The organism is Halomonas sp. 11-S5 (assembly GCF_029889825.1).
In the GTDB taxonomy this organism is placed as follows: domain Bacteria; phylum Pseudomonadota; class Gammaproteobacteria; order Pseudomonadales; family Halomonadaceae; genus Halomonas.
The window spans coordinates 214,760-233,040 of record NZ_JARANW010000004.1; the positions used below are offsets into that span (position 1 = coordinate 214,760).

Annotated in this window: 20 protein-coding genes and 1 pseudogene; 6 read left to right on the forward strand and 15 right to left on the reverse strand. The window is 69.0% G+C overall.

Going from position 1 to position 18,281, the window contains the following annotated elements:
• Positions 1 to 122: 122 nt before the first annotated feature.
• Positions 123 to 467: a hypothetical protein gene (locus OP497_RS05315; RefSeq protein ID WP_280547013.1), complete on the reverse strand. Its 345-nt coding sequence runs from the start codon at positions 465 to 467 to the stop codon at positions 123 to 125.
• 242 nt (positions 468 to 709) lie between these two features.
• Here OP497_RS05315 and OP497_RS05320 point away from each other — a divergent pair, with 242 nt between their 5' ends.
• Positions 710 to 1,678, forward strand: a complete 969-nt coding sequence (locus tag OP497_RS05320) for an ABC transporter substrate-binding protein (RefSeq protein ID WP_280547014.1) — start codon at positions 710 to 712, stop codon at positions 1,676 to 1,678.
• An 88-nt stretch (positions 1,679 to 1,766) separates the two neighbouring features.
• Here the strand turns inward: OP497_RS05320 and OP497_RS05325 are convergent, their stop codons facing one another.
• From OP497_RS05325 to OP497_RS05375, 11 genes are all read right to left on the reverse strand, one after another.
• Complete coding sequence (locus OP497_RS05325) at positions 1,767 to 2,504, reverse strand: class III extradiol ring-cleavage dioxygenase (RefSeq protein ID WP_280547015.1); 738 nt, start codon at positions 2,502 to 2,504, stop codon at positions 1,767 to 1,769.
• 25 nt (positions 2,505 to 2,529) lie between these two features.
• Positions 2,530 to 3,693 (reverse strand): lipocalin-like domain-containing protein, encoded by a 1,164-nt coding sequence (locus OP497_RS05330; protein WP_280547017.1) that lies wholly within the window; start codon positions 3,691 to 3,693, stop codon positions 2,530 to 2,532.
• A complete protein-coding gene (locus OP497_RS05335) occupies positions 3,690 to 6,221 on the reverse strand; it encodes an ABC transporter permease (RefSeq protein WP_280547018.1) in 2,532 nt (843 codons plus the stop codon). Before OP497_RS05335 ends, OP497_RS05330 begins: the two co-directional genes overlap by 4 nt.
• Positions 6,222 to 6,335: 114 nt before the next feature.
• Positions 6,336 to 7,040, reverse strand: a complete 705-nt coding sequence (locus OP497_RS05340) for a TVP38/TMEM64 family protein (protein ID WP_280547019.1) — start codon at positions 7,038 to 7,040, stop codon at positions 6,336 to 6,338.
• Positions 7,037 to 7,720, reverse strand: coding sequence for an ABC transporter ATP-binding protein (locus OP497_RS05345; protein ID WP_280547020.1), 684 nt, complete (start codon positions 7,718 to 7,720; stop codon positions 7,037 to 7,039). Before OP497_RS05345 ends, OP497_RS05340 begins: the two co-directional genes overlap by 4 nt.
• A gap of 51 nt (positions 7,721 to 7,771) precedes the next feature.
• Positions 7,772 to 8,299, reverse strand: coding sequence for a hypothetical protein (locus OP497_RS05350; RefSeq protein WP_280547021.1), 528 nt, complete (start codon positions 8,297 to 8,299; stop codon positions 7,772 to 7,774).
• A complete protein-coding gene (locus tag OP497_RS05355) occupies positions 8,296 to 8,604 on the reverse strand; it encodes a nucleotidyltransferase domain-containing protein (RefSeq protein ID WP_280547022.1) in 309 nt (102 codons plus the stop codon). The genes OP497_RS05350 and OP497_RS05355 overlap by 4 nt, the downstream gene beginning before the upstream one ends.
• A 142-nt stretch (positions 8,605 to 8,746) precedes the next feature.
• Positions 8,747 to 9,715 (reverse strand): zinc ABC transporter substrate-binding protein, encoded by a 969-nt coding sequence (locus tag OP497_RS05360; protein WP_280547023.1) that lies wholly within the window; start codon positions 9,713 to 9,715, stop codon positions 8,747 to 8,749.
• A gap of 37 nt (positions 9,716 to 9,752) precedes the next feature.
• Positions 9,753 to 10,643 carry a metal ABC transporter permease gene (locus tag OP497_RS05365; RefSeq protein ID WP_280547024.1) on the reverse strand — a complete coding sequence of 297 codons (891 nt, stop codon included), beginning with the start codon at positions 10,641 to 10,643 and terminating at the stop codon, positions 9,753 to 9,755.
• Positions 10,627 to 11,361: a metal ABC transporter ATP-binding protein gene (locus tag OP497_RS05370; RefSeq protein ID WP_280547025.1), complete on the reverse strand. Its 735-nt coding sequence runs from the start codon at positions 11,359 to 11,361 to the stop codon at positions 10,627 to 10,629. Before OP497_RS05370 ends, OP497_RS05365 begins: the two co-directional genes overlap by 17 nt.
• Positions 11,361 to 11,510, reverse strand: coding sequence for a hypothetical protein (locus tag OP497_RS05375; RefSeq protein ID WP_280547026.1), 150 nt, complete (start codon positions 11,508 to 11,510; stop codon positions 11,361 to 11,363). Before OP497_RS05375 ends, OP497_RS05370 begins: the two co-directional genes overlap by 1 nt.
• 199 nt (positions 11,511 to 11,709) lie before the next feature.
• Between OP497_RS05375 and OP497_RS05380 the strand changes: the two genes are divergently transcribed.
• Both OP497_RS05380 and OP497_RS05385 read left to right on the forward strand, forming a co-directional pair.
• Positions 11,710 to 12,186, forward strand: coding sequence for a tryptophan-rich sensory protein (locus OP497_RS05380; protein ID WP_280547027.1), 477 nt, complete (start codon positions 11,710 to 11,712; stop codon positions 12,184 to 12,186).
• A 3-nt stretch (positions 12,187 to 12,189) separates the two neighbouring features.
• Positions 12,190 to 13,089, forward strand: coding sequence for an alpha/beta fold hydrolase (locus OP497_RS05385; RefSeq protein ID WP_280547028.1), 900 nt, complete (start codon positions 12,190 to 12,192; stop codon positions 13,087 to 13,089).
• Here OP497_RS05385 and OP497_RS05390 read toward each other — a convergent pair.
• Positions 13,086 to 13,685, reverse strand: coding sequence for a class I SAM-dependent methyltransferase (locus tag OP497_RS05390; protein ID WP_280547029.1), 600 nt, complete (start codon positions 13,683 to 13,685; stop codon positions 13,086 to 13,088). The two genes, OP497_RS05385 and OP497_RS05390, sit on opposite strands and share 4 nt — an antisense overlap.
• A 225-nt stretch (positions 13,686 to 13,910) precedes the next feature.
• Between OP497_RS05390 and OP497_RS05395 the strand changes: the two genes are divergently transcribed.
• Entirely contained in the window at positions 13,911 to 15,821 is a 1,911-nt protein-coding gene (locus OP497_RS05395; protein WP_280547030.1) for an LTA synthase family protein, read from the forward strand.
• 83 nt (positions 15,822 to 15,904) lie between these two features.
• Here the strand turns inward: OP497_RS05395 and OP497_RS05400 are convergent.
• A pseudogene (locus OP497_RS05400) lies at positions 15,905 to 16,333 on the reverse strand (aldo/keto reductase); the annotation flags it as partial.
• Between the two features lie 92 nt (positions 16,334 to 16,425).
• Positions 16,426 to 16,809, reverse strand: a complete 384-nt coding sequence (locus OP497_RS05405; protein WP_280547031.1) for a hypothetical protein — start codon at positions 16,807 to 16,809, stop codon at positions 16,426 to 16,428.
• 212 nt (positions 16,810 to 17,021) lie between these two features.
• Between OP497_RS05405 and OP497_RS05410 the strand changes: the two genes are divergently transcribed.
• Positions 17,022 to 17,228: a hypothetical protein gene (locus OP497_RS05410; RefSeq protein WP_280547033.1), complete on the forward strand. Its 207-nt coding sequence runs from the start codon at positions 17,022 to 17,024 to the stop codon at positions 17,226 to 17,228.
• Positions 17,229 to 17,464: 236 nt separating this feature from the next.
• Positions 17,465 to 18,142: an HIRAN domain-containing protein gene (locus OP497_RS05415; protein ID WP_280547034.1), complete on the forward strand. Its 678-nt coding sequence runs from the start codon at positions 17,465 to 17,467 to the stop codon at positions 18,140 to 18,142.
• Positions 18,143 to 18,281: the final 139 nt, after the last annotated feature.

Genomic DNA, 18,281 nt, shown 5'->3' on the forward strand with positions numbered 1-18,281 from the left:
GCGCTTGGGGCTCTTATGTCTGAAATATTTATATAAAAGGATTTTTTATACACATATGTTATTTGATGCGGTGCCCCCTGCCCCTCTCTGGCGTGGCGTCAGGGGGCGGGCGCGGCAGCACCTCAGCGAAAGGCGATCCGCGTGCCGCTGGCGAGCAGCTCGTCCGGCGAGAGGGCGTGGCCCGGCACCCCGATCATCTCGTCACCGCACTGGTCGCCCCAGGTCAGTACGCCATGGGTCAGGCCGATGCCGCCGAGCAGGTCGCGGATCTCGCCGGTGCCGAGGAAGGTGCGGGTCCTGCCCTGGTTGTCGGAGAGCTCCGAGACGTCGTTGGCGTGGTGGAAGCGCACCGTGTAGATGCCATCCATCGATTCGACCTCGACGATCGGCGTGAGGCCATGGGCGACGGCATTGGCGATCTGCTTCAGGGAAACATGGTCACCCAATTGATAGGCCGGGATGGACATGGGGCTACCTCGTGTGGGTTCATGGGTGTACAACGAGTGTAGAAGGCGTTTCGGCCATATCAAGCGCGTCGCACGCTGGTGGCGGCCGATGGCGTGGCGGCGAACGCAATGTATGTATATGCCTTATAAAGGAAGTGGCGGCCTGAGGCAGGCGCACGCCGTCCCGGTCTTTGCCTTTCACGGCTCCCGGGGATAAGGTCACGGCCATGTTTGTTCATGGCATGACCTGCCAAGGAGACCCGATGAAAGCACTCGATCGCCCCGTGACCCTTGCCCTGGCCGGTGCCCTGCTGGCCGTGCCGCTGGCCTGGAGCTCCGCTGCCCTGGCCGAGGAGCCCGCACAGGTGCGCTTCTCCGTGCCCGCCTGGCCCGGTGTGACCGTCAAGACCGCCCTCGCCGCCCAGCTGCTGGATGCCCTGGGCTACCAGACCCGCCAGCAGGAGCTGGGCTCCACCATTACCTACGAGGCCCTCACTCAGCGTGAACTGGATGCCTTCCTGGCCGCCTGGCTGCCCGGCCAGCAGGGCATGTACGACACCACCATGGAGAAGGGCCTCATCGTCGACCTCGGCAACAACGTCGAGGGCGCGCGGCTGGGCTTCGCGGTACCGAGCTATGTCTATGAGGCGGGCCTGACCTCCGCCGAGGATCTGGACAAGGAGGCGTTCGCCGACCGGCTCGAGCGCACCATCTACTCCATCGAGGTCGGCTCCGGCATGAGCGAGATCCTCAACGGCGCGGTGGAGGAAGACACCTATGGCCTCGGCGACTGGCACCTCTCCGAGACCTCTACGCCCGGCATGCTCAGCGCGGTGGACGCGGCGATCAACCGCGAGGAGTGGATCGTCTTCGCTGGCTGGACCCCCCACTGGATGAACATCGAATACGATGTGAAGTACCTGGAGGATCCCCAAGACATGTGGGGGCCGGAACAGGGCAGCAGCGACGTCAAGACCCTGGTGACCAGCGACTTCGCCGAGGCCGCCCCCAACGCTACCCGGCTGCTCGACCAGATCCGCTTCAGCGCCGATGACCAGAGCGCAATGATCCTCGGCTTCAGCTACGAGGAACGCGAGCCCGAGGCGGTGGCGCTGGACTGGATCCGCTCCAACCCCGGCAAGGTGCAGGCCTTCCTGGAAGGGGTCACCACGCGCGACGGCGAGCCGGGCTGGCCGGTGGTGCAGCAGGCGCTGGAGATCCCCGACGCCTGATCCTGCCGCGATGAGTGACACGACGAGGCCGCCCCATGGGGCGGCCTCGTTCATGTGCGGCGTGGCGATTCACCTGGCGCCGCGGTTCTCAAGCGAAGGCATAGAGGTCCATGGCCAGCACACCGTGCGCCACGCTGTGGTGCAGCCGCTTGCCCGGCCCGCCGGCCCCCATGGCCACCAGCAGCGGCTGAAAGTGCTCCGCGGTGGGGTGGTTGCGCCGCGCCTGGGGGGCGCGCTGCCAGTCGAGCAGGGCCGCCCGGTCATCGGCCTCCAGGCGGGCATGGACCCAGTCGGCGAACTCGCCGACCCAGGCCGGCATCGGCGCCTCCAGGGCCTGCATTTCCGCCAGGTTGTGGGTCAGGCTGCCCGAGCCGACCACCAGGATGCCCTCTTCGCGCAGCGCGGCCAGCTTCTCGCCCAGGGCCACCAGCTCGGCGTTCGTCCACCCCACCGGCAGCGACAGCGAGACTACCGGGATCTTGGCCTCGGGGTACATCAGCGACAGCGGTACCCAGGCGCCGTGGTCCAGGCCGCGCTCGGTGGGCACGGCGTTGAGCTCACGGGCCAGGCGCATCGCCAGCCCGGGTTCGCCCGGGGCGGGGTACTGGCAGTCGAAGAGCGCCCGGGGGAAGCCGCCGAAGTCGTGGATGGTCTCGGGACGCTCGCTGGTGCTGACCAGCAGCTGGCGGCTGGCCCAGTGGGCCGAGACCACCAGGATGGCCTTCGGTTGCCACTCATGGCCCAGCCGGCGCAGGAAGTCGTGGGCCGGCCCCGGGGTCAGGGCCAGCATCGGTGAACCATGGGAAATGAACAGGCTGGGAAGCATTGGGGTTCTCCGTCGTTGAGTCGTCTCAGTAGCCGGTCATCTCGAGATAGCCCCGCCCTCGCGGCGCGCCGCTGGCGTGGTCGAAGACATTCACCTCGCCCTCCCAGTAGCTCACCGTGGTGGCCATCCAGCGATCGGCGTGGGGTGCTTCGACCGTCAGGTCGAGGTCATGGTCCGGAAGCTGCAGCCGCCAGCGGGTGGGCAGCGTCCGGCCGGCCACGGTCGAGGTGGCCAGGGGGGTGAGGGCAAGGGCATCGTCTTCCAGGGGCGTTGTCTCGCCTTCGGGGGTGATCCAGCTGCCCGAGAGGTAGTCATCGCCGCCCTCGCCGCCCTCGCCGCCGCCGCGCAGGCGGAAGGCCATCAGCCGGTGGCCATCGGCCAGGTGCAGCGAGAACCAGTCCCAGCCCGCCTGGTCGGGGCCGAGCAGCTGGCTGCTCCACTCGCGGTCGAGCCAGGCGCGGCCCGTCACCCGGCGCGGCTCGCCGTCCAGGGTGACCTCGCCGCTGACGCGATAGAAGGGCTGGCTTAAGTAGATCGAGCCCTGGCCGTCGGCGGACTTCTGGCTGAAGCCGTTCTCGCCGTGGCGTACCAGGGGCCCCTCGGCGTCCAGCGACAGCCGGTAGCCGAAGTGAGCGCCGTCATGCTCGGCCGTGGCGGCCAGTTCAAGCTGTGACAGCGCATCCCGGTCGCTGTCCCCGACGCGGCTGGCCATCGACCAGTCGTCGAGCCAGGCGCGGAAGGGGGCCGCGGTGACACCCGCCTGGTCGCGCACGGGGTCGCTTTCCCGGGAGCCGCCCCGGGCGAAGCGTTCGGCCACCCGGTGGGTCTCTCCCTGGGAGACGGCCATGTGGGCCATCCACAGCTGGTCGGCGGCCCAGGGGCCAGATGTCTCGGGGCGCGCGGCGGGCGGCAGCTGGGCCTGGCGGAACAGGGTCCACTGCACGCCCAGCGGCTCGCCGCTCTCGTCTTCCAGGTTGGCGGTCAGGTACCACCACTCCAGGCGGTAGTCGGGGTGGGGGCCGTGGTCCTCGGGAAAGCGCAGCGGGGTGCCGGGTGTGGCCTGCCGGAAGCCGCCGGCCTCGGCGCCCAGCCCGGCGAAGCCAGCGCCCGGGTCGCGGGGCGTGTGGTCCTCGCAGCCGGCCAGCAGGGCCATCAGTAGTACCAGCAGCCACGACAGGGCTCGTCTCATGTCGCCTCCTCCTCGGCCAGCAGGGTGCGGGGTGGCGTGCGCCATAGCGTCAGCGCCGGCAGGCCGGCCGCCAGCAGCGCGACCCCGATCGCCGTGGCCAGGGTCAGCCCGATCTCGGCGGGGAAGACATGCAGCGGCAGGCGCCAGCCGAAGGCGGCCACGTTGATCACCGCCACGAGACAAACGGTGATGGCGATGCCCAGCGGCACGGCGGCCAGCCCCGTGAGCAGCGAGACGCCACCCAGCTGAGCCAGCTGGATGCCCGCCAGACGAGCGCGGGTCACCCCCAGTGCCCACAGCGGGGCGAGCCGGCGACGGCGCTCCCGGGCCTGGGCCAGCAGGCTGGTAAGCAGGGCCAGGGCCGCCACGGCCAGCGTCAGGGCATTGAGGGCGCGGGTGATGGCGAAGGTACGCTCGAAGATCTGGGTGGAGAGCGCCTTGATCTGGCGCTGGTCGCGCAGTGCGTCGCGGCCCAGCGTGAAGCGCTCGGCGAGCGCCCGGGAGAGCGTCTCGGCCTGGCGCTCCCCCGGCGTGCCGGTATCGGCGAGCACGATGCCCAGCGACCCTGGCGCGGCGGCGAAGCGCTCCCGCAGTGCGGCGGTAGCCATCAGCACCTCGCCGCGGGGATTGCCGTAGTCGGGATAGATGGCGGCCACCGTCACCTGCTCCTGGCCACCCGGCGAGCGCAGCAGCAGCCGGTCGCCGGGGGCGATGCCCTGGCCCAGCGCCAGCTGCTCGTTGATGAAGGCCTCGCCCGCCTCGAGGGCGGTCCAGGCCGCTTCCCGCCCGGCACGGGTCGCGAGCAGCGGCCAGGTGGGGGTGAGCCGGGCGGCCGGGGTGATGCCGAACAGCGTCACCGGCACCGCGAGGCGCCGGCGCTCGCCTCCGGCCTGCACCGCGAGCAGGGAGGACTCGGCGTCGGCGGTGGGCAGCAGTTCGGCGACCTCGTCGCGCGCGTCCAGCCAGGTCTGTACCGCGTCGAACTGCCCGGCCGGCGGGCGCAGGTAGAGGTCGGCGGTCAGCCGCTGGTCGAGCCAGTCGAGGAAGGTGAGGCGAAAGCCGCCGACCATGCTGCCCACCCCCAGGTTGGCGGAGAGCGCGATCAGCAGTGCCATCAGGGCAAGCGACAGGCGCGGCAGCTGGAGCTGCAGGTCGGCCAGCGCCCACTGGGTCAAGGGGTGTGACCGGGCGAGCCGGCCCAGGCCGGAAAGCCCGGCCGCCAGCAGCGGCGACAGCCAGAGGGCGCAGGCCAGCATCATCGCCCCCACCAGCACGAAGCCGGCAACCAGCCCTTCGCCGGCGGGCTGTGCGGCCAGCCAGGCCCACACCGCCAGCGCCAGCAGGGCGGCCAGGGTGCCGGCGATGGCCTGGCCACGCAGCTGGCGCTGGAAGCCCGCCCGCCAGGCCTGGGCCTGGCCGAGCCCCAGCACGCCGAGCCGCGCGGCCCGCCACAGGATGCCGCTGCCGGCAACGAAGAGCCCGCTCAGGGTCACCCCGAGCCCGCCCAGCCAGTAGTGCCAGGGCAGGCGCAGCTGTACGCCTACCGCGGCGCCGTAGAGGCTCTGCAGGGTGGCCGCCACGTCCGGCAGCAGGGTGCGCGCCAGCCACACGCCGCTGGCGATGCCGGCCAGGGCGCCGATCACGCCGAGCAGCACGAGCTCCAGCGCCAGCAGGGCGACCAGCGTGCGCCCCGGCACGCCCAGGGCGCGCAGGGTGCGCAGCAGCCCCAGGCGCTGCTCCAGCGCCAGACCCAGCGCCGCCTGGACGATGAACAGCCCGACGATCAACGCCAACAGCGCCATGGCGGTAAGGTTGAGATGGAAGCTCGCGGTGAGCTCGCCGGGGTCGACCCGGGTGGCGGCGCGGCCGAGCCGGTAGCCCTCCGGGGCCGAGTCCAGCGCGCCGGCCGCGGTCACCAGCCGGCTGAGCGCGGTGCCCCGTTCCAGCAGCCGGGCCGCGACGGCGATGTCCACCACCAGGGTGTCCGGCGGCAGGGCCGGGGCGAGGACCAGCGGCGGCAGCCGTTTGCCATCGGCCAGCGATGGCTCGGCGCCCGGGGCCGCCTGTCGCTCGAGCCCCAGTCGCGGGGCGGTATCCGGGGCCAGCCGGGTCTGCCAGGGCGGCGTGAAGAAGGCCGTCAGCTCGCCCGGGTTTGAGGTGGATGGGCTGCCCGCCGTGGCGAAGGCGCTGTCGCCGGGCAGGGTCAGCGGGTCGATGCCGATCACCGTCAGCCGCTCGCCCCGCGCGGTGATCACCGTGCCCTCCAGCAGCGGCGAGACGGCCAGGCCCTGGCGGCGCAGGGTCACGAAGTCTTCTCGGTCGAGGGGCTCGCCGTCGCGGCGCTCCAGACGGTCCAGGCCAGTGGTGAAGAGCGCCTCGGCCCGGGCGTAGCTGTCGCGGGCCGAGGCGTTGATCGCCTGCACGCCGCTCCACAGCGCGCCGGCCACCCACAGGCCCAGCAGCAGCATGGCGAGCTGGCCGGGGTGGCGGCGATAGTGGGAGAGCAGGGTCAGCAGGGCGGTGAGCATGGGGGCACGTGGCTGGCGAGCGAGCGGGGCGGTATGCCCCCTGGTGTCGGTATCGTCTCATAGAAGCGACAGGGCAGGGGAGTGGCCGGTGCCCGCCGAGGCACCGAGCCCCGGCTACTCTCCAGGCGGCTCGTCGTCGAGATGCAGCCAGCGGGCCAGGCGAGAGTGGCGGCGTCGATGCAGGTACCAGGGCAGCAGGGTCATCACGCTGAGGATAACCACGGCGGCCGTGATCGAGAGCAGCGGGTTCAGCTCGAAGGCGCGCCCGAGGCTGGCGAACACCAGGGTCATGGGCAGCATGCCGATCACCGTACCCAGCGCGAAGCGTACCGTGGTGATGGCGGTGACCCCGGCGGCGTAGCTGACCAGCGCAAACGAGAAGATGGGTACCAGGCGCGTGACCAGCACGGTCAGGAACAGCAGGCGCTGCGAGCCCTGGGTACCGAACAGCGGATTGGCCGGCAGCCGGGTACGCAGAGCATCCCGCCCCAGCAGACGGGCCAGGGTGAAGGCGATCATGGCCCCGGTCATGGCACCGATGATCGACAGCAGCACCCCCGGGAGCAGGCCGAAGGCCAGCCCGGCGGCCGCGGTGACCGGCAGGGTGGGAATCGGGCCCACCACCACCGCCAGCATCATCAACAGCAAGAGCAGCAGGGGCCCCATGTTGCCCTGGCTGTTGAACCATTCGGCGATGCCGGAGGGGGAGAAGCTCATGGGCAGGCCCAGCGCCTGGAGCAGCCACCAGATGCCGGCCATGATGGCCGTCACGGTGACGAGGAGCCCGGCCCTGAAGGCCCATACGGCGTGGGTGGTCACGATGTCGGTATCCTGGCCGCGCTGAATTGGCCGAGATGGCCATGGGTGAGGTGCAGGCGGCGGTCCAGGGGGGCGGCTACCCGGGGGCTGTGGGTGACCATCAGCAGGGCGCAACCGGTGTCGTGGACCAGGGCCAGCAGCAGGTCCAGCACCTCGTCGGCGGTGCCCTCGTCCAGGTTGCCGGTGGGCTCGTCGGCGAGCAGCAGGGCCGGGCGCGGTGCCAGGGCGCGGCCGATGGCCAGGCGCTGCTGCTGGCCGCCGGAGAGCTGTTCCGGGTAGCGCTTCGTCAGCCCGGCCAGGCCCAGCCGCTCGACCAGCTCGGCCGTCCAGTCGGCCTGCTCGCGGCCGGCGAGGCGCGCCTGCAGGCGCAGGTTGTCGAGCACGGTCAGGCTCGGCACCAGGTGGAACTGCTGGAACACCAGGCCCAGGGTCTCGCGACGCAGCCGTGCCCGGCCCACCTCGCCGAGCGTCGAGATGGCGCGGCCGGAAACCCTGACCTCGCCGCGGTCGGGCAGGTCGAGGCCCGCGGCCAGGTGGAGCAGGGTCGACTTGCCGCTGCCCGACTCGCCCATCAGCGCCAGACTCTCGCCGACGGCCAGGCTCAGGTCGACCCCGGCCAGCACCTCGAGGGGCCCCTGGGGGGTGGCATAGGCCTTGTGGACCTGGCGGAACTCGAGCATGGCGGCTTCCCTGGCGTTCGATGGCCCGGTGATGGTGGCACAGCCGATGGTTCAGGCGAAGGTGCGGTTGAACTCTTCCTCGAAGTCCCGGCTGGCGGGCGGGATGCCGAGCTGCTCGGTGCACCAGATGATAAGGCGTCGAGCGGCATGAAAGAGCACTGCGGAGAGTTCATGCAGCAGGTTGAAGTGCTCCGCTATGTCCGCGTAGTTGGTCGCATATTCATGGGCGGCCATGTTGCGAACTGCACGGCAGCGCTGCCAGTCGCTGGTGGCATCTATGACGCCTTGTTTCTCGAAAAAGACCAGAACCTTGAGGAAGTTGTCGGAGGACTCTCCCGCGAGCAGGGCACTGTGACGCATGGCGGATGCCAGTGAGTCCTGCAGCTTGGCGAACCGCTCATTGATGGCAGCGAGTGTCTCGAAGAGGTCAACATCCTTCTTGTGTTCTACCAGCCACTCGGGAAGGATGGGCCAATCGATCTTGGCTTCGGACTGGTGGAGAAACCAGGCACAGCGCTGGATGGCTTCCATGAGTTGAGCCAGATGGCGCTGTTGCGCTTCGAGAATATCGTGGGTCATGCAGCATCCTCTACGTGGACTGGCCGAGAATGCTTTATTGCGATGGCCTGGAAAGGCGTCGGTTCATGGCCTTGTGTATAAGTCACGATATCCACAGGCAGTTGCAGGCGTGCCTCGAGTGCCTGCTTCAACTCGGCGCGGGTGAGGAGCGAGATGGGACTGAGGGACACCAGCAGCAGATCGAGATCCCCGCCGCGGCGGGCGTCATCGAGACGCGAGCCGAAGACACGTACGTCGATATTCTCTCCGGCGAACTGACGAATGCAGGAGACGATGGTTTCTCGTTGGGGACGCGTGAGTCGCATGCTGCATGGCTCCTTGCAGTGCCGGGTATTCTGCGCCCGGGATAGCCAGAGTCTAGCATTTCTTGCCGTTCAGGCAGCTCAGGTATCGGCCTTGCAGAGCGGCGCCACAAGGCGTCCTGATCGCTGATTCTTGAACGTTCACTCAGTGTTCATGGCCGTGCACGTCGCCGCCTTCGCTCTTGCCCGGCTCGGCCAGGGCATCGTGCAGGATGCGGGCGTTGTGGCGCATCATGCCCAGCCAGCTGCTGGCCTCGCCGTCGCTGGCCAGGGCATCGGCATAGAGGGTGCCGGCCACCGGCAGGCCGGTCTCCTCGGCCAGCTGGTCGATCATCGCCGGGCTGGTCATGTTCTCGTGGAACAGCGCCTGGACATGCTTCTCGCGGATCACGTCGATCAGCCGGGCCATGTTGGCCGCGCTGGGGTCGGCCTCGGTGGTGAGTCCCTGGGGCGAGAGGAACGCCAGGCCGTAGGCGCGGGCGAAGTGACGGAAGGAGTCATGGCCGGTGATCACGCTGGTGCCGGCGGGAATCTCGCCGAGCCGCTCGCGTAGTTCGCTGTCGGTGGCGGCGATCTCTGCCAGGTAGCGCTCGGCACCGGCCCGGTAGGCCACGCTGTTGGCCGGGTCGGCTTCGATCAGGCCCGCGAGGATGTTGTCCACGTAGAGTGGCCCCATGCTCAGGTCTTGCCAGGCGTGGGGATCGATGGGGCCATGGCCGTGATCCTCCCCATCGTCGTGGTCATCATGGCCGTCGTCCTCCGCGGCGGCGATCCGTGCCGCGATGCCGTCGGTGGCCACTACCAGGGGACCGGTGAAGTCGCTGGCGTCGATCAACCGCTCGATCCAGCCCTCGAACTGCAGTCCGTTGAACACCACCAGGTCGGCCTCGGCCAGGGCGCGGGCGTCGGTGGGGCGCGGCGAATAGACATGGGCATCACTGTCGGGGCCGACCAGGGCCGTCACCTCGACATGCTCGCCGCCGACGTTCTCGATCATGTCGGCGAGGATGCTGAAGCTGGTGACCACCTGAATGCGCTCGGCGGCCAGGGCGGCGGGCAGGGCTAGCAGGGTGGAGACCCCGGCAAGCAGGGCGCAGAGGCGTGAAAGGCGCATGGCAGGATTCCTCGGTGGTTGTGTCAGGGGTGCCGTGTCAGTCGTGTTCGGGGGCGCCCAGTGGCGCGGCATGGCGGCGCCACTGGGCAGTCAGGCTATGGTGGCGGCCGAACAGCGCGGAGAACACATAGCCGCTGCCGGCCAGCAGGATGATGGCCGGCCCCGAGGGCAAGCTGAGGTGGTAGGAGAGCAGCAGGCCGCCGGTGCTGGAGACCAGGGCGATGGCGATGGCGATGGCGATCAGCCCCTCCAGGCGCTGGCTCCAGAAGCGTGCCGTGGTGGCGGGCAGCATCATCAGGCCCACGGCCATCAGGGTGCCCAGCGTCTGGAAGCCGGCTGTGAGGTTGAGCACCACCAGCCCCAGGAAGATGCCGTGGATCAGGCCGCCACGCACCCCTTGGCCGCGCAGGAACAACGGGTCCAGGCACTCCACCACCAGGGCGCGGAAGACCACCGCCAGGATCACCACGATCAGGCTGCTGATAGCGGCGATCAGCACCAGGGCGGTGGAGTCCACGGCGAGAATCGAGCCGAACAGCACATGGGTGAGATCCACGCTGCTGCCGCCCAGCGATACCAGCATTACCCCGGCGGCCAGCGAGATCAAAAAGAAGCTGGCCATGGCTGAGTCCTCCTTGTGGCCGGTCATCTGCGACACGCTGCCGGCGAGCACCGCGATCAGCAAGCCCGAGAGGATACCGCCCAGGCTCATCATCGGCAGCGAGAAGCCGGCGGCCAAAAAGCCCAGCGCCACCCCGGGCAGGATGGCGTGGGCCATGGCGTCGCCGATCAGGCTCATGCCGCGCAGCATCAGGAAGACCCCCAGCGGGGGGGCGGCCAGCGACAGCGCCAGGCCGGCCACCAGGGCACGCTGCATGAAGCCGTAGTCGAAGGGGGCGAGCAGCCAGGCGTCAAGCAGTGCCAGCATGGGAGGCATCCGGAAAGGTCAGGGGCAGGCGCGGTGCGCGGGGCACCAGGCCGCTATGGTGGTCGAGCAGGGCATCCGGGCTGACCCAGCGGCCATGGCCGCCGGAAAGCAGCAGCACGTCGTCGGCCAGGCGGGCGAGCTGCTCCATGTCGTGGATCACCACGATGATGGTGGCGCCTTGCCGGGCCATGTCGCGCAGCACCTCCATCAGCACGTCCACCGTCTCGATGTCGACGTTGGCGAAGGGCTCGTCGAGCAGCAGCAGCTCGGCCTCCTGCATCAGGGTGCGGCCCAGCAGGGCGCGCTGGCGCTGGCCGCCGGAGAGCTCGCCCAGCGGGCGGTGAGCCAACTGCGAGATGCCCAGTCGCGCCATGATCTTGCGACCGCGCCGATAGTGGGGGCCGCAGTAGCCCTTCAGGGCACCGTGGCTGGGCCAGGTGCCGCTCATGATCAGCTCTTCCACGCTCATCGGGAAGCTGAGGTCCAGCGCCAGCTGCTGGGGCAGCCAGGCCCGGCGCTCGCGGGGCACCCGGCACTCCACGCTGCCGGCCACCGGGGCCAGCATGCCCATGATGGCGGCGATCAGGGTGCTCTTGCCGGCGCCGTTGGCGCCGATCAGGGCGGTGATGGCGCCGTCCATGAAGCGGCCGTCCAGGTGCTCGAGGATCGTCTGGCCGCCGCGGGCCAGCTGCAGGTCATGCAGTTGCAGGCGCGACATCAGGACCACCACCCCGCGGCCCAGGAGACCGTCAGCCACAGGGCGGCGAGCGGTGCGGCGACCAGCAGCAGGCGGCGAGTCGCGGAGAGCGACATCAGCGAGAAATGGCAGGGCCCTTCCGGGCGATGCCGGTGTTGGTGGTGAGCCATGGGGGAGCCTCCGGAAAACTGGCGGAGGTTATAACATAACAATACGGGCGCTGACCACCGCCAGACGCGCCGCCGGGCTGGAAGCGGTTCACCGCCGCCATGGCCGCTGTTCGGATCCCCGGGGCGCGATGCCGCGGCCTGGAGGGCCAGGGGGAGTGTGGTAACCTCCCCTGACGCCTGACTGGCAAGGAGGCCGCGCATGACCCCGACCCGCTCACTGATGATCTTCCTCGGTTGGCTGGTGCTGGTGATGCTGGCCGCGCTGAGCGGCATCGCCACCCCGCCCGGCGAGTGGTACGCCGGCCTGGCCAAGCCACCGCTGACCCCGCCGAATCTCGCCTTCCCCATTGCCTGGAGCACGCTCTACCTGCTGATGGCGCTGGCCGCCTGGCGGGCCACCCTGGCCGCCCCGCCCGCTGCACGCTGGCACATCCTCTGGCCCTTCGTCGCTCAGCTCGCCGCCAACGCGCTCTGGTCGATCCTGTTCTTCGGCCTGCACGGGATGGGCCTGGCGCTGCTCGACCTGCTGCTGCTGTGGGGGCTGATCGTGCTGACCATCCGTCGTTTCGCCGGCGTCTCGCACCTCGCCGCCTGGCTGCTGGTTCCCTACTTGGCCTGGGTGAGCTTCGCCGCCTACCTCAATGTCGCCACCTGGTGGTTCAATGGCGGCGGCTAGGCGATGACCGCGCTGCCGGGGTGGCTCGGGTGGGGCCTGCCGGCGGCGGGGCTGGCGCTGCTGCTGCACCTCTTCCATCGGCGGCTGAGGGTCAGCCTGGCCGCGCCGCGGGTGCCGATCGCGTGCTCCCTGGACGAGCACGGCGTGACCGGGGAGACGGTGACCCTTTCCACGCGAAGGGGCAGGAAGCTGGCGGGCTGGTGGCTACCCGGCCAGGGGCGCGGCACGGTGGTAATCACCCACGGCTGGGGCGCCAACCGTGAGCTGATGCTGCCGCTGGCCAGGCCGCTGCAGGCGGCGGGCTGGAACGTGCTGCTGTTCGATGCCCGCAACCATGGCGAGAGCGACGCCGACAGCTTCTCCTCCATGCCGCGCTTCGCCGAGGACACCGAGGCCGCCCTGGCCTGGCTGCGCGCCCGCCCGGGCATGGCCGATGCGCCGGTGGCGCTGCTCGGCCACTCGGTGGGCGCCGCGGCGGTGCTGCTGGCCGCCTCGCGTCGTGACGACATCGCCGCCGTGGTCAGCCTCTCAGCCTTCGCCCACCCGGACGGCATGATGCGTCGCTGGTTGGCCGGGAAGCGGCTGCCATTCGTCCCGCTGGGCTGGTACGTGCTGCGCTACGTGGAGCACGTGATCGGCCATCGCTTCGACGCCATCGCGCCCGTGACCACCCTGCCCCGGGTGCGCTGCCCGGTGCTGTTGGTGCACGGCCGTGACGACGTGGTGATCCCGCCGAGCGATGCCGAACGACTCCATGCCAGCCGCGGCGATACCCCGGCCGAGCTGCGCCTGCTGCCCGGCGACCACGACCTCAGCCGGCACCTCGAAGCGGAGCTGCCCGAGCTGCTCGCCTTCCTCGACAGGACCCTGGCGCCACAAGGGCGCGAGCGCCGGCCGGCCTAGGCCGGGCGCTTGCGGGCGATGAACTGCACCACGGCGCCCAGGCCGGTATGGCCACGTCCCTCGACCACCTGGCGGTCGAACTCGCGGCTCGAGAGGATCTCGAAGTCGGCGAAGGCCGCCTCCAGCTCCGCGGCCGTGGGGGTGCGGTCCGGGGTGTCCGGCCCGCCGGTGTCCCGCGGCACCTGGGCCGGGGTATAGGCCTCCAGGATCAGGATCCCGCCGGGCTTGAGGGTGCGCGCCACCTGGCGGTGCAGGTGCGGGCGGCCCGCCTCGGGCACGTGGCAGAAGATCGACACCACCGCGTCGAAGGCCTCGGCGGCGAAGGTGTGCTCGGTGAGGTCGGCGACCCGGGTCTCCAGGGGCACGCCCTCCCGCTCGGCCAGGCGGGCCGCCTTGCGCAGGCCGACCGCCGAGGCATCCACGGAGAGCACACGATGGCCGAGCCTGGCCAGGTAGACGCCGTTGCGTCCCTCGCCATCGGCCAGACACAGCACCTGCCGCGGCGGCTCGCCGATCATGCCCACCTGTTCGCGCAGGAAGTCATTGGGCTCGGTGCCGTAGACGTAGTCGTCGGTGTCGTAGCGTTCATCCCACATGGTGGTCCCTCGAACTTGGTTATCAATATAGCCACCGAGAATACCAAGGGTCGGGGGCGGCGTCTGCGGGAGGGCGCAGGGTGCAGAGGAGTAGGGGCGTGCCGGATCAGCGGAGCCCCAGGGTGACTGCCCGCCACCGGGCCCTGTCCGGGCATCATGACCGTAGGTCGCGCCATGCTAGAATCGACCGCTTGCTCGTCATGAACAGAACATCGGACAGACATCGTGATACCGACCGCTCAACGTCCACGCCCCGGCCTCTTCCTCACCTGGCTGCGCTTCCTCGTCGTCCTCACGCTGATCACCGGGGGCCTTCGCCTGGTGTCGGATGCCGTGATGACGCCCGAAGGGCTCTGGCCCACCGCCTGGTGGTGGGGGCTGCGCTTCGACCTGGCCATCTCGGCCCTGCTGGCCGGCCTCACGACCCTGGTGCTATGGCCGGCCTCCCGTCTGCTGGAACGGCTGCCCCGTCGTGGCTGGCTGGTGCCGGCCGGGGTCATTCTGCTGTTTGCCCAGCTGGGTGACTGGCTCTACTGGCAGGAGACCGGCCGCCATGTCGGCTATGAGGCGGCGGAGCTCGCCAACTCCGCCGGCAGCCTGGGGGGCATGCTCATCGCGCAATGGCCCTATCTGCTGGGCATCCTCGCCTTGCTGGGCGTCATCGCGCGGGTTCCCGTCGCCGAGGCTCGCCTGCGAGTGCGCTTCGCGCCCGAGCTGGCCATGCTGGCGGTGATCGTCGCCACGGTGCCGATCGTGCGAGGCGGCGTGAGCGGCGTACCCCAGAGTCCCGACGATGCCCTGAGGCTGGGCAACCCCGAGGCCGCCACCGCCGCCCTCAACGGTGCCTACGCGGCGCTGCACGGCCTGCAGCGTGGCCAGAAGTATGCGCTGGAGCCCATGCCACTCGAGTGGATGCGTGACGACCAGGCCCGTTCACGGGTGAATCGGCTGTATCCCGACGCTGCCCTGGCGAGCGGCGAGCCCCGCCGGATGAACGTTGCCTTCGTGCTGCTGGAGAGCTGGGCCAGCGTCTTCATGGCGCCCCTCGACGACGGCCGCCCCGTGACGCCGCGCTTCGACGCCCTGGCCGAGCGCTCACTGCACAGCGAGGACCTCATCGCCGGCGGCCGGCGCACCACCGAGGGAATGTTCAGCCTGTTCTGCAGCTACCAGAACCCGCCCGGTCAGACCATCGCCCAGACCGACCTGGCCCGCCACGACTACGACTGCCTGCCCGAGCGCCTCGCCCAGGCCGGCTGGCAGACCGCCTTCTTCCAGGGGTCCCACGAGAACACCAGTGGCACCGGCGCCTTTGCCCAAGCGCTGGGCTTCCGGGAGAGCCTCGGCAAGGAGGCCATCGAGCAACGCCAGTGGCCCGAGAACTACTGGGGCGTCTACGACCGGGACCTCTATCGCTTCGTCCTGGAGCGCATGGGGGACATGCGCGAGCCCATGCTGGTCGGCATCAACACCAACACCACCCACGACACCCAGGTGCCACCCGGCATGACCCCGCTGATCGACAGCGACTCACGTGCCGCGGGGATCCGCAACACCCTGCACATGGCCGACGAGGCGGTCGGCGACTTCGTCGAGGCCATCGAGTCCCGCGACTGGCAACATCCCTGGCTGATCGTGCTGGTGTCCGACCATACCTCACGGGTGGAAGGCTCGATCCTCGAGCGCTCCCGGCTGCCGTTCCTGCTCTATGCACCGGGCATCGTCGAGCCCGGCCGTCCCTCGCGCACCGGCCATCAACGCGATGTCGCGCCGACCCTGGCCGACCTGCTGGACCTGCCCCTTCCCGGCGCCATGGGCCACTCGCTGCTCGATCCGGCCGCCCCCCAACTCGCCGAATACCATCAGGCGGGCACCCTGGGCTGGGTCATGGACGACCAGGTGGTGGAGTTCTCGCTACTCGACCCGACCCGGCAGCGCTGTTTCGGCTGGCAGCCACCGTCGGCGCCGGGCCCCGAGCAACCATGCGACGAGCGCGCCCGACAAGGCGTGAAGGACGCCTATGCCCTGACCCAGCAGGCCCAGCGGCACCTGTTCGATGGCACCACCGCGGAACTCGCCCGACAGGCTCGCCATCACGACAGCCGCCGCTCACTCGCCGCCGGAACCCCGCCATAGCCGAACTCCTCGGTGTCGACCTCCGCCTGCTGGGCCTCGCCGTAGCGAGCCCCCGCCACCTGGTCCGGGGTCATCATGGCGTCCAGTCGGGTCAGCGCGCCCACGCTCTCCTCGATGGACAGGCTCTTGTCCCAGCGGTGCAGGTAGTAGAGGTCCAGGTGGTCGGTGCCCAGCCGCGCGAGGCTCGCCTCGCACTGGCGGCGCAGCGTCTCCGGGCGCCCGTCGATCACCTTGCGGCCGAGTGCCGGGTCCATGGCCATGCCGCACTTGCTGGCCAGCAGGATCTCGCGGCGCTTGCCCGCCAGCGCCTTGCCCACCAGCCGCTCGTTGGCCGTGGCGCCGTAGAGGGTGGCGGTATCGACGTGGCGATAGCCCATATCGAAGGCTGCGTCGAGGGCGCGCAGCGCCTCGCGCTCGGGAAGCGGGCTGCCGTAGCCGTGGGAGAGGTTCATGCAGCCCAGGCCGATGGCGGGTGAAGCGACGGCATTCAGGCGAGTAAAGAGGGTCGTCATGGGGTTCCTTTTGATTCCTCGATCACATGAGGCGATATCACCAAAGAATAGCAGCCACCCGTCGGACGCGGCCATCGCCCGCGGTGGCGATACTATCGAAAATCGAAGTACTCATAGGCCAGGTTGTGGCGCGGAATGCCCAGCTCCTCCATCTGCTGGCTCACCGCATCCTTCAGCCCCTGGGGACCGCAGAAGCGGATCTCCACGCTGTCGGCCGGCACCTCGCGGGCGATCTCGGCCAAGCGCTCACGGAAGGCCGCGCTGTTTGGCCCGGCGGGTACCGGTACCAGCTCCACCCAGCCCCAGCGGCCGGCCAGGATGGCCGAGGTGGCCATCAGCGCCAGGGCCGCCGCCCCCGCCGCCAGGCTTAGGGTGGCCGAGGTGGCCCAGGTCGAGGCGGGCACTTCCCAAAGCACCAGTAGAAAGCTAACGGCGACCGTGATGCCCACGGCCTGCCAGGGTTTCAGTACCTTCATATCTTGCCTCCTTCAGTGACTGTCACGGTGACGCCGGGGAGGGGGGAGGCTTGTTCTGTTATGTGGGGATTATCTGCGTCAAAGCTGCAGCGAAGGTGCAAGAAGCGAGAAAACAAAGGCGGCTAACGAAATGGGGGGCGGCGTGATGCTTGTGGAACGCAGGATGCTATAGTAACGAGCAACACGGCCCCGATCGGCGGATCCGCTCTGCGGTGAAGCTGCTGAGGAGTTTTTTGATTCCGGGTGGCTGGGGCGACGCCATGATCGATCGTGAGGGAGTCGAGCAAGGGCCGGGCCAGGTTATCGATATTGCGGGCTGGGACATCCATCAGGAGTACGAAGTCTTCCCGGTGGGCGCTCGGGACAAGTCATTGCTGGTCTGCCCGGACCCGGCTCCCTTTGACTTCTCCAGGGGGTGATAGGCGGCGCCTACCCCTGATCGAAGGAGTCGCCGAGTACTGTCGGAACTTTCCCCATATCCGACCGATACTGATAGAACGGCTGCAGGGATGGTGCGAAGATGACTTGCAGGCCATGCTGCACCGCCTCACACAGTTTGACCTTCCGCATCCACTGACAGTGCAACGTGCTGAGTTTATTGCCTTCCTGACGCTGACAAGGAGAGCGCGCCTGCTGGAGGCACTGGAGAACTGACATGACCCGCTTTATCGAACATCTGGTGGAACCACAGCGGCTGCTGCTCTACTGGCAGGCCCGTGAGAGCAAGAAGCGCTCTCGCTACCGTGTGGGTCAGCTGGTGATGAAGGGCGGTCAGATAGTGCTTCAGTACGACCATGGTCCCGAGATGGCAGAAGCGAGAAAAATGGGCTTCGAGGGCTATCCGGCGTTCCCGCTGAAGCAGGTGGAGCACAGCCACCAGGTGATTGAGGCCTTCAAGCGCCGGCTGCCGCCGCGAAGCCGAGGGGATTTCAGTCGCTATCTGGAGCTGCGTGCCATTCCCTCCGATGCCGAGATCAGCGATTTCGCCCTGCTGGGCTACAGTGGTGCCAAGCTGCCCAACGACGGGTTCGAGCTGGTTCACCCCTTCGATGACCCTCCTGAAGCCTTCGAGGTGCTGGTGGAGATAGCAGGCTTTCGCCACGAGGCCGAACTCAACGCGGCAGAGCTGAGTGAGGGTGACCCCGTTCAATTCGTGCCGGAGCCCGAGAACTCGGTTGAGGCGCAAGCCATCAGGATGGAGAGCGCCGGACACAAGTTGGGCTATGTTCCCAGGGGGCACTTGGATATGCTGCACCGCATGCTGGACCGGGGCGCTGAGTTGGAAGGCGAAGTATTCCGCACCAATGCTGAGGGATCCCCACGAAATAGATAAGAAAATCAGGATGATATGATTGAAAAGACCTGCATGGGTCGGCATGTTGTTAATCGCCAAACAAACAATATGCCTAAGGAGGACCCATGCAGGCCCCTCGATTCTTGCATACTCTGCTGACCTCATCACTCCCCTCGAT

Bases quoted from the DNA above. Each gene is read 5' to 3' on its own strand.
- OP497_RS05335 (WP_280547018.1), bottom strand. From the start codon at position 6,221: ATGCTCACCGCCCTGCTGACCCTGCTCTCCCACTATCGCCGCCACCCC.
- OP497_RS05375 (WP_280547026.1), bottom strand. From the start codon at position 11,510: ATGGCTCACCACCAACACCGGCATCGCCCGGAAGGGCCCTGCCATTTC.
- OP497_RS05370 (WP_280547025.1), bottom strand. From the start codon at position 11,361: ATGTCGCGCCTGCAACTGCATGACCTGCAGCTGGCCCGCGGCGGCCAG.
- OP497_RS05365 (WP_280547024.1), bottom strand. From the start codon at position 10,643: ATGCTGGCACTGCTTGACGCCTGGCTGCTCGCCCCCTTCGACTACGGC.
- OP497_RS05385 (WP_280547028.1), top strand. From the start codon at position 12,190: ATGACCGCGCTGCCGGGGTGGCTCGGGTGGGGCCTGCCGGCGGCGGGG.
- OP497_RS05325 (WP_280547015.1), bottom strand. From the start codon at position 2,504: ATGCTTCCCAGCCTGTTCATTTCCCATGGTTCACCGATGCTGGCCCTG.
- OP497_RS05380 (WP_280547027.1), top strand. From the start codon at position 11,710: ATGACCCCGACCCGCTCACTGATGATCTTCCTCGGTTGGCTGGTGCTG.
- OP497_RS05350 (WP_280547021.1), bottom strand. From the start codon at position 8,299: ATGACCCACGATATTCTCGAAGCGCAACAGCGCCATCTGGCTCAACTC.
- OP497_RS05320 (WP_280547014.1), top strand. From the start codon at position 710: ATGAAAGCACTCGATCGCCCCGTGACCCTTGCCCTGGCCGGTGCCCTG.
- OP497_RS05360 (WP_280547023.1), bottom strand. From the start codon at position 9,715: ATGCGCCTTTCACGCCTCTGCGCCCTGCTTGCCGGGGTCTCCACCCTG.
- OP497_RS05390 (WP_280547029.1), bottom strand. From the start codon at position 13,685: ATGTGGGATGAACGCTACGACACCGACGACTACGTCTACGGCACCGAG.
- OP497_RS05405 (WP_280547031.1), bottom strand. From the start codon at position 16,809: ATGAAGGTACTGAAACCCTGGCAGGCCGTGGGCATCACGGTCGCCGTT.
- OP497_RS05355 (WP_280547022.1), bottom strand. From the start codon at position 8,604: ATGCGACTCACGCGTCCCCAACGAGAAACCATCGTCTCCTGCATTCGT.
- OP497_RS05345 (WP_280547020.1), bottom strand. From the start codon at position 7,720: ATGCTCGAGTTCCGCCAGGTCCACAAGGCCTATGCCACCCCCCAGGGG.
- OP497_RS05330 (WP_280547017.1), bottom strand. From the start codon at position 3,693: ATGAGACGAGCCCTGTCGTGGCTGCTGGTACTACTGATGGCCCTGCTG.
- OP497_RS05415 (WP_280547034.1), top strand. From the start codon at position 17,465: ATGACCCGCTTTATCGAACATCTGGTGGAACCACAGCGGCTGCTGCTC.
- OP497_RS05315 (WP_280547013.1), bottom strand. From the start codon at position 467: ATGTCCATCCCGGCCTATCAATTGGGTGACCATGTTTCCCTGAAGCAG.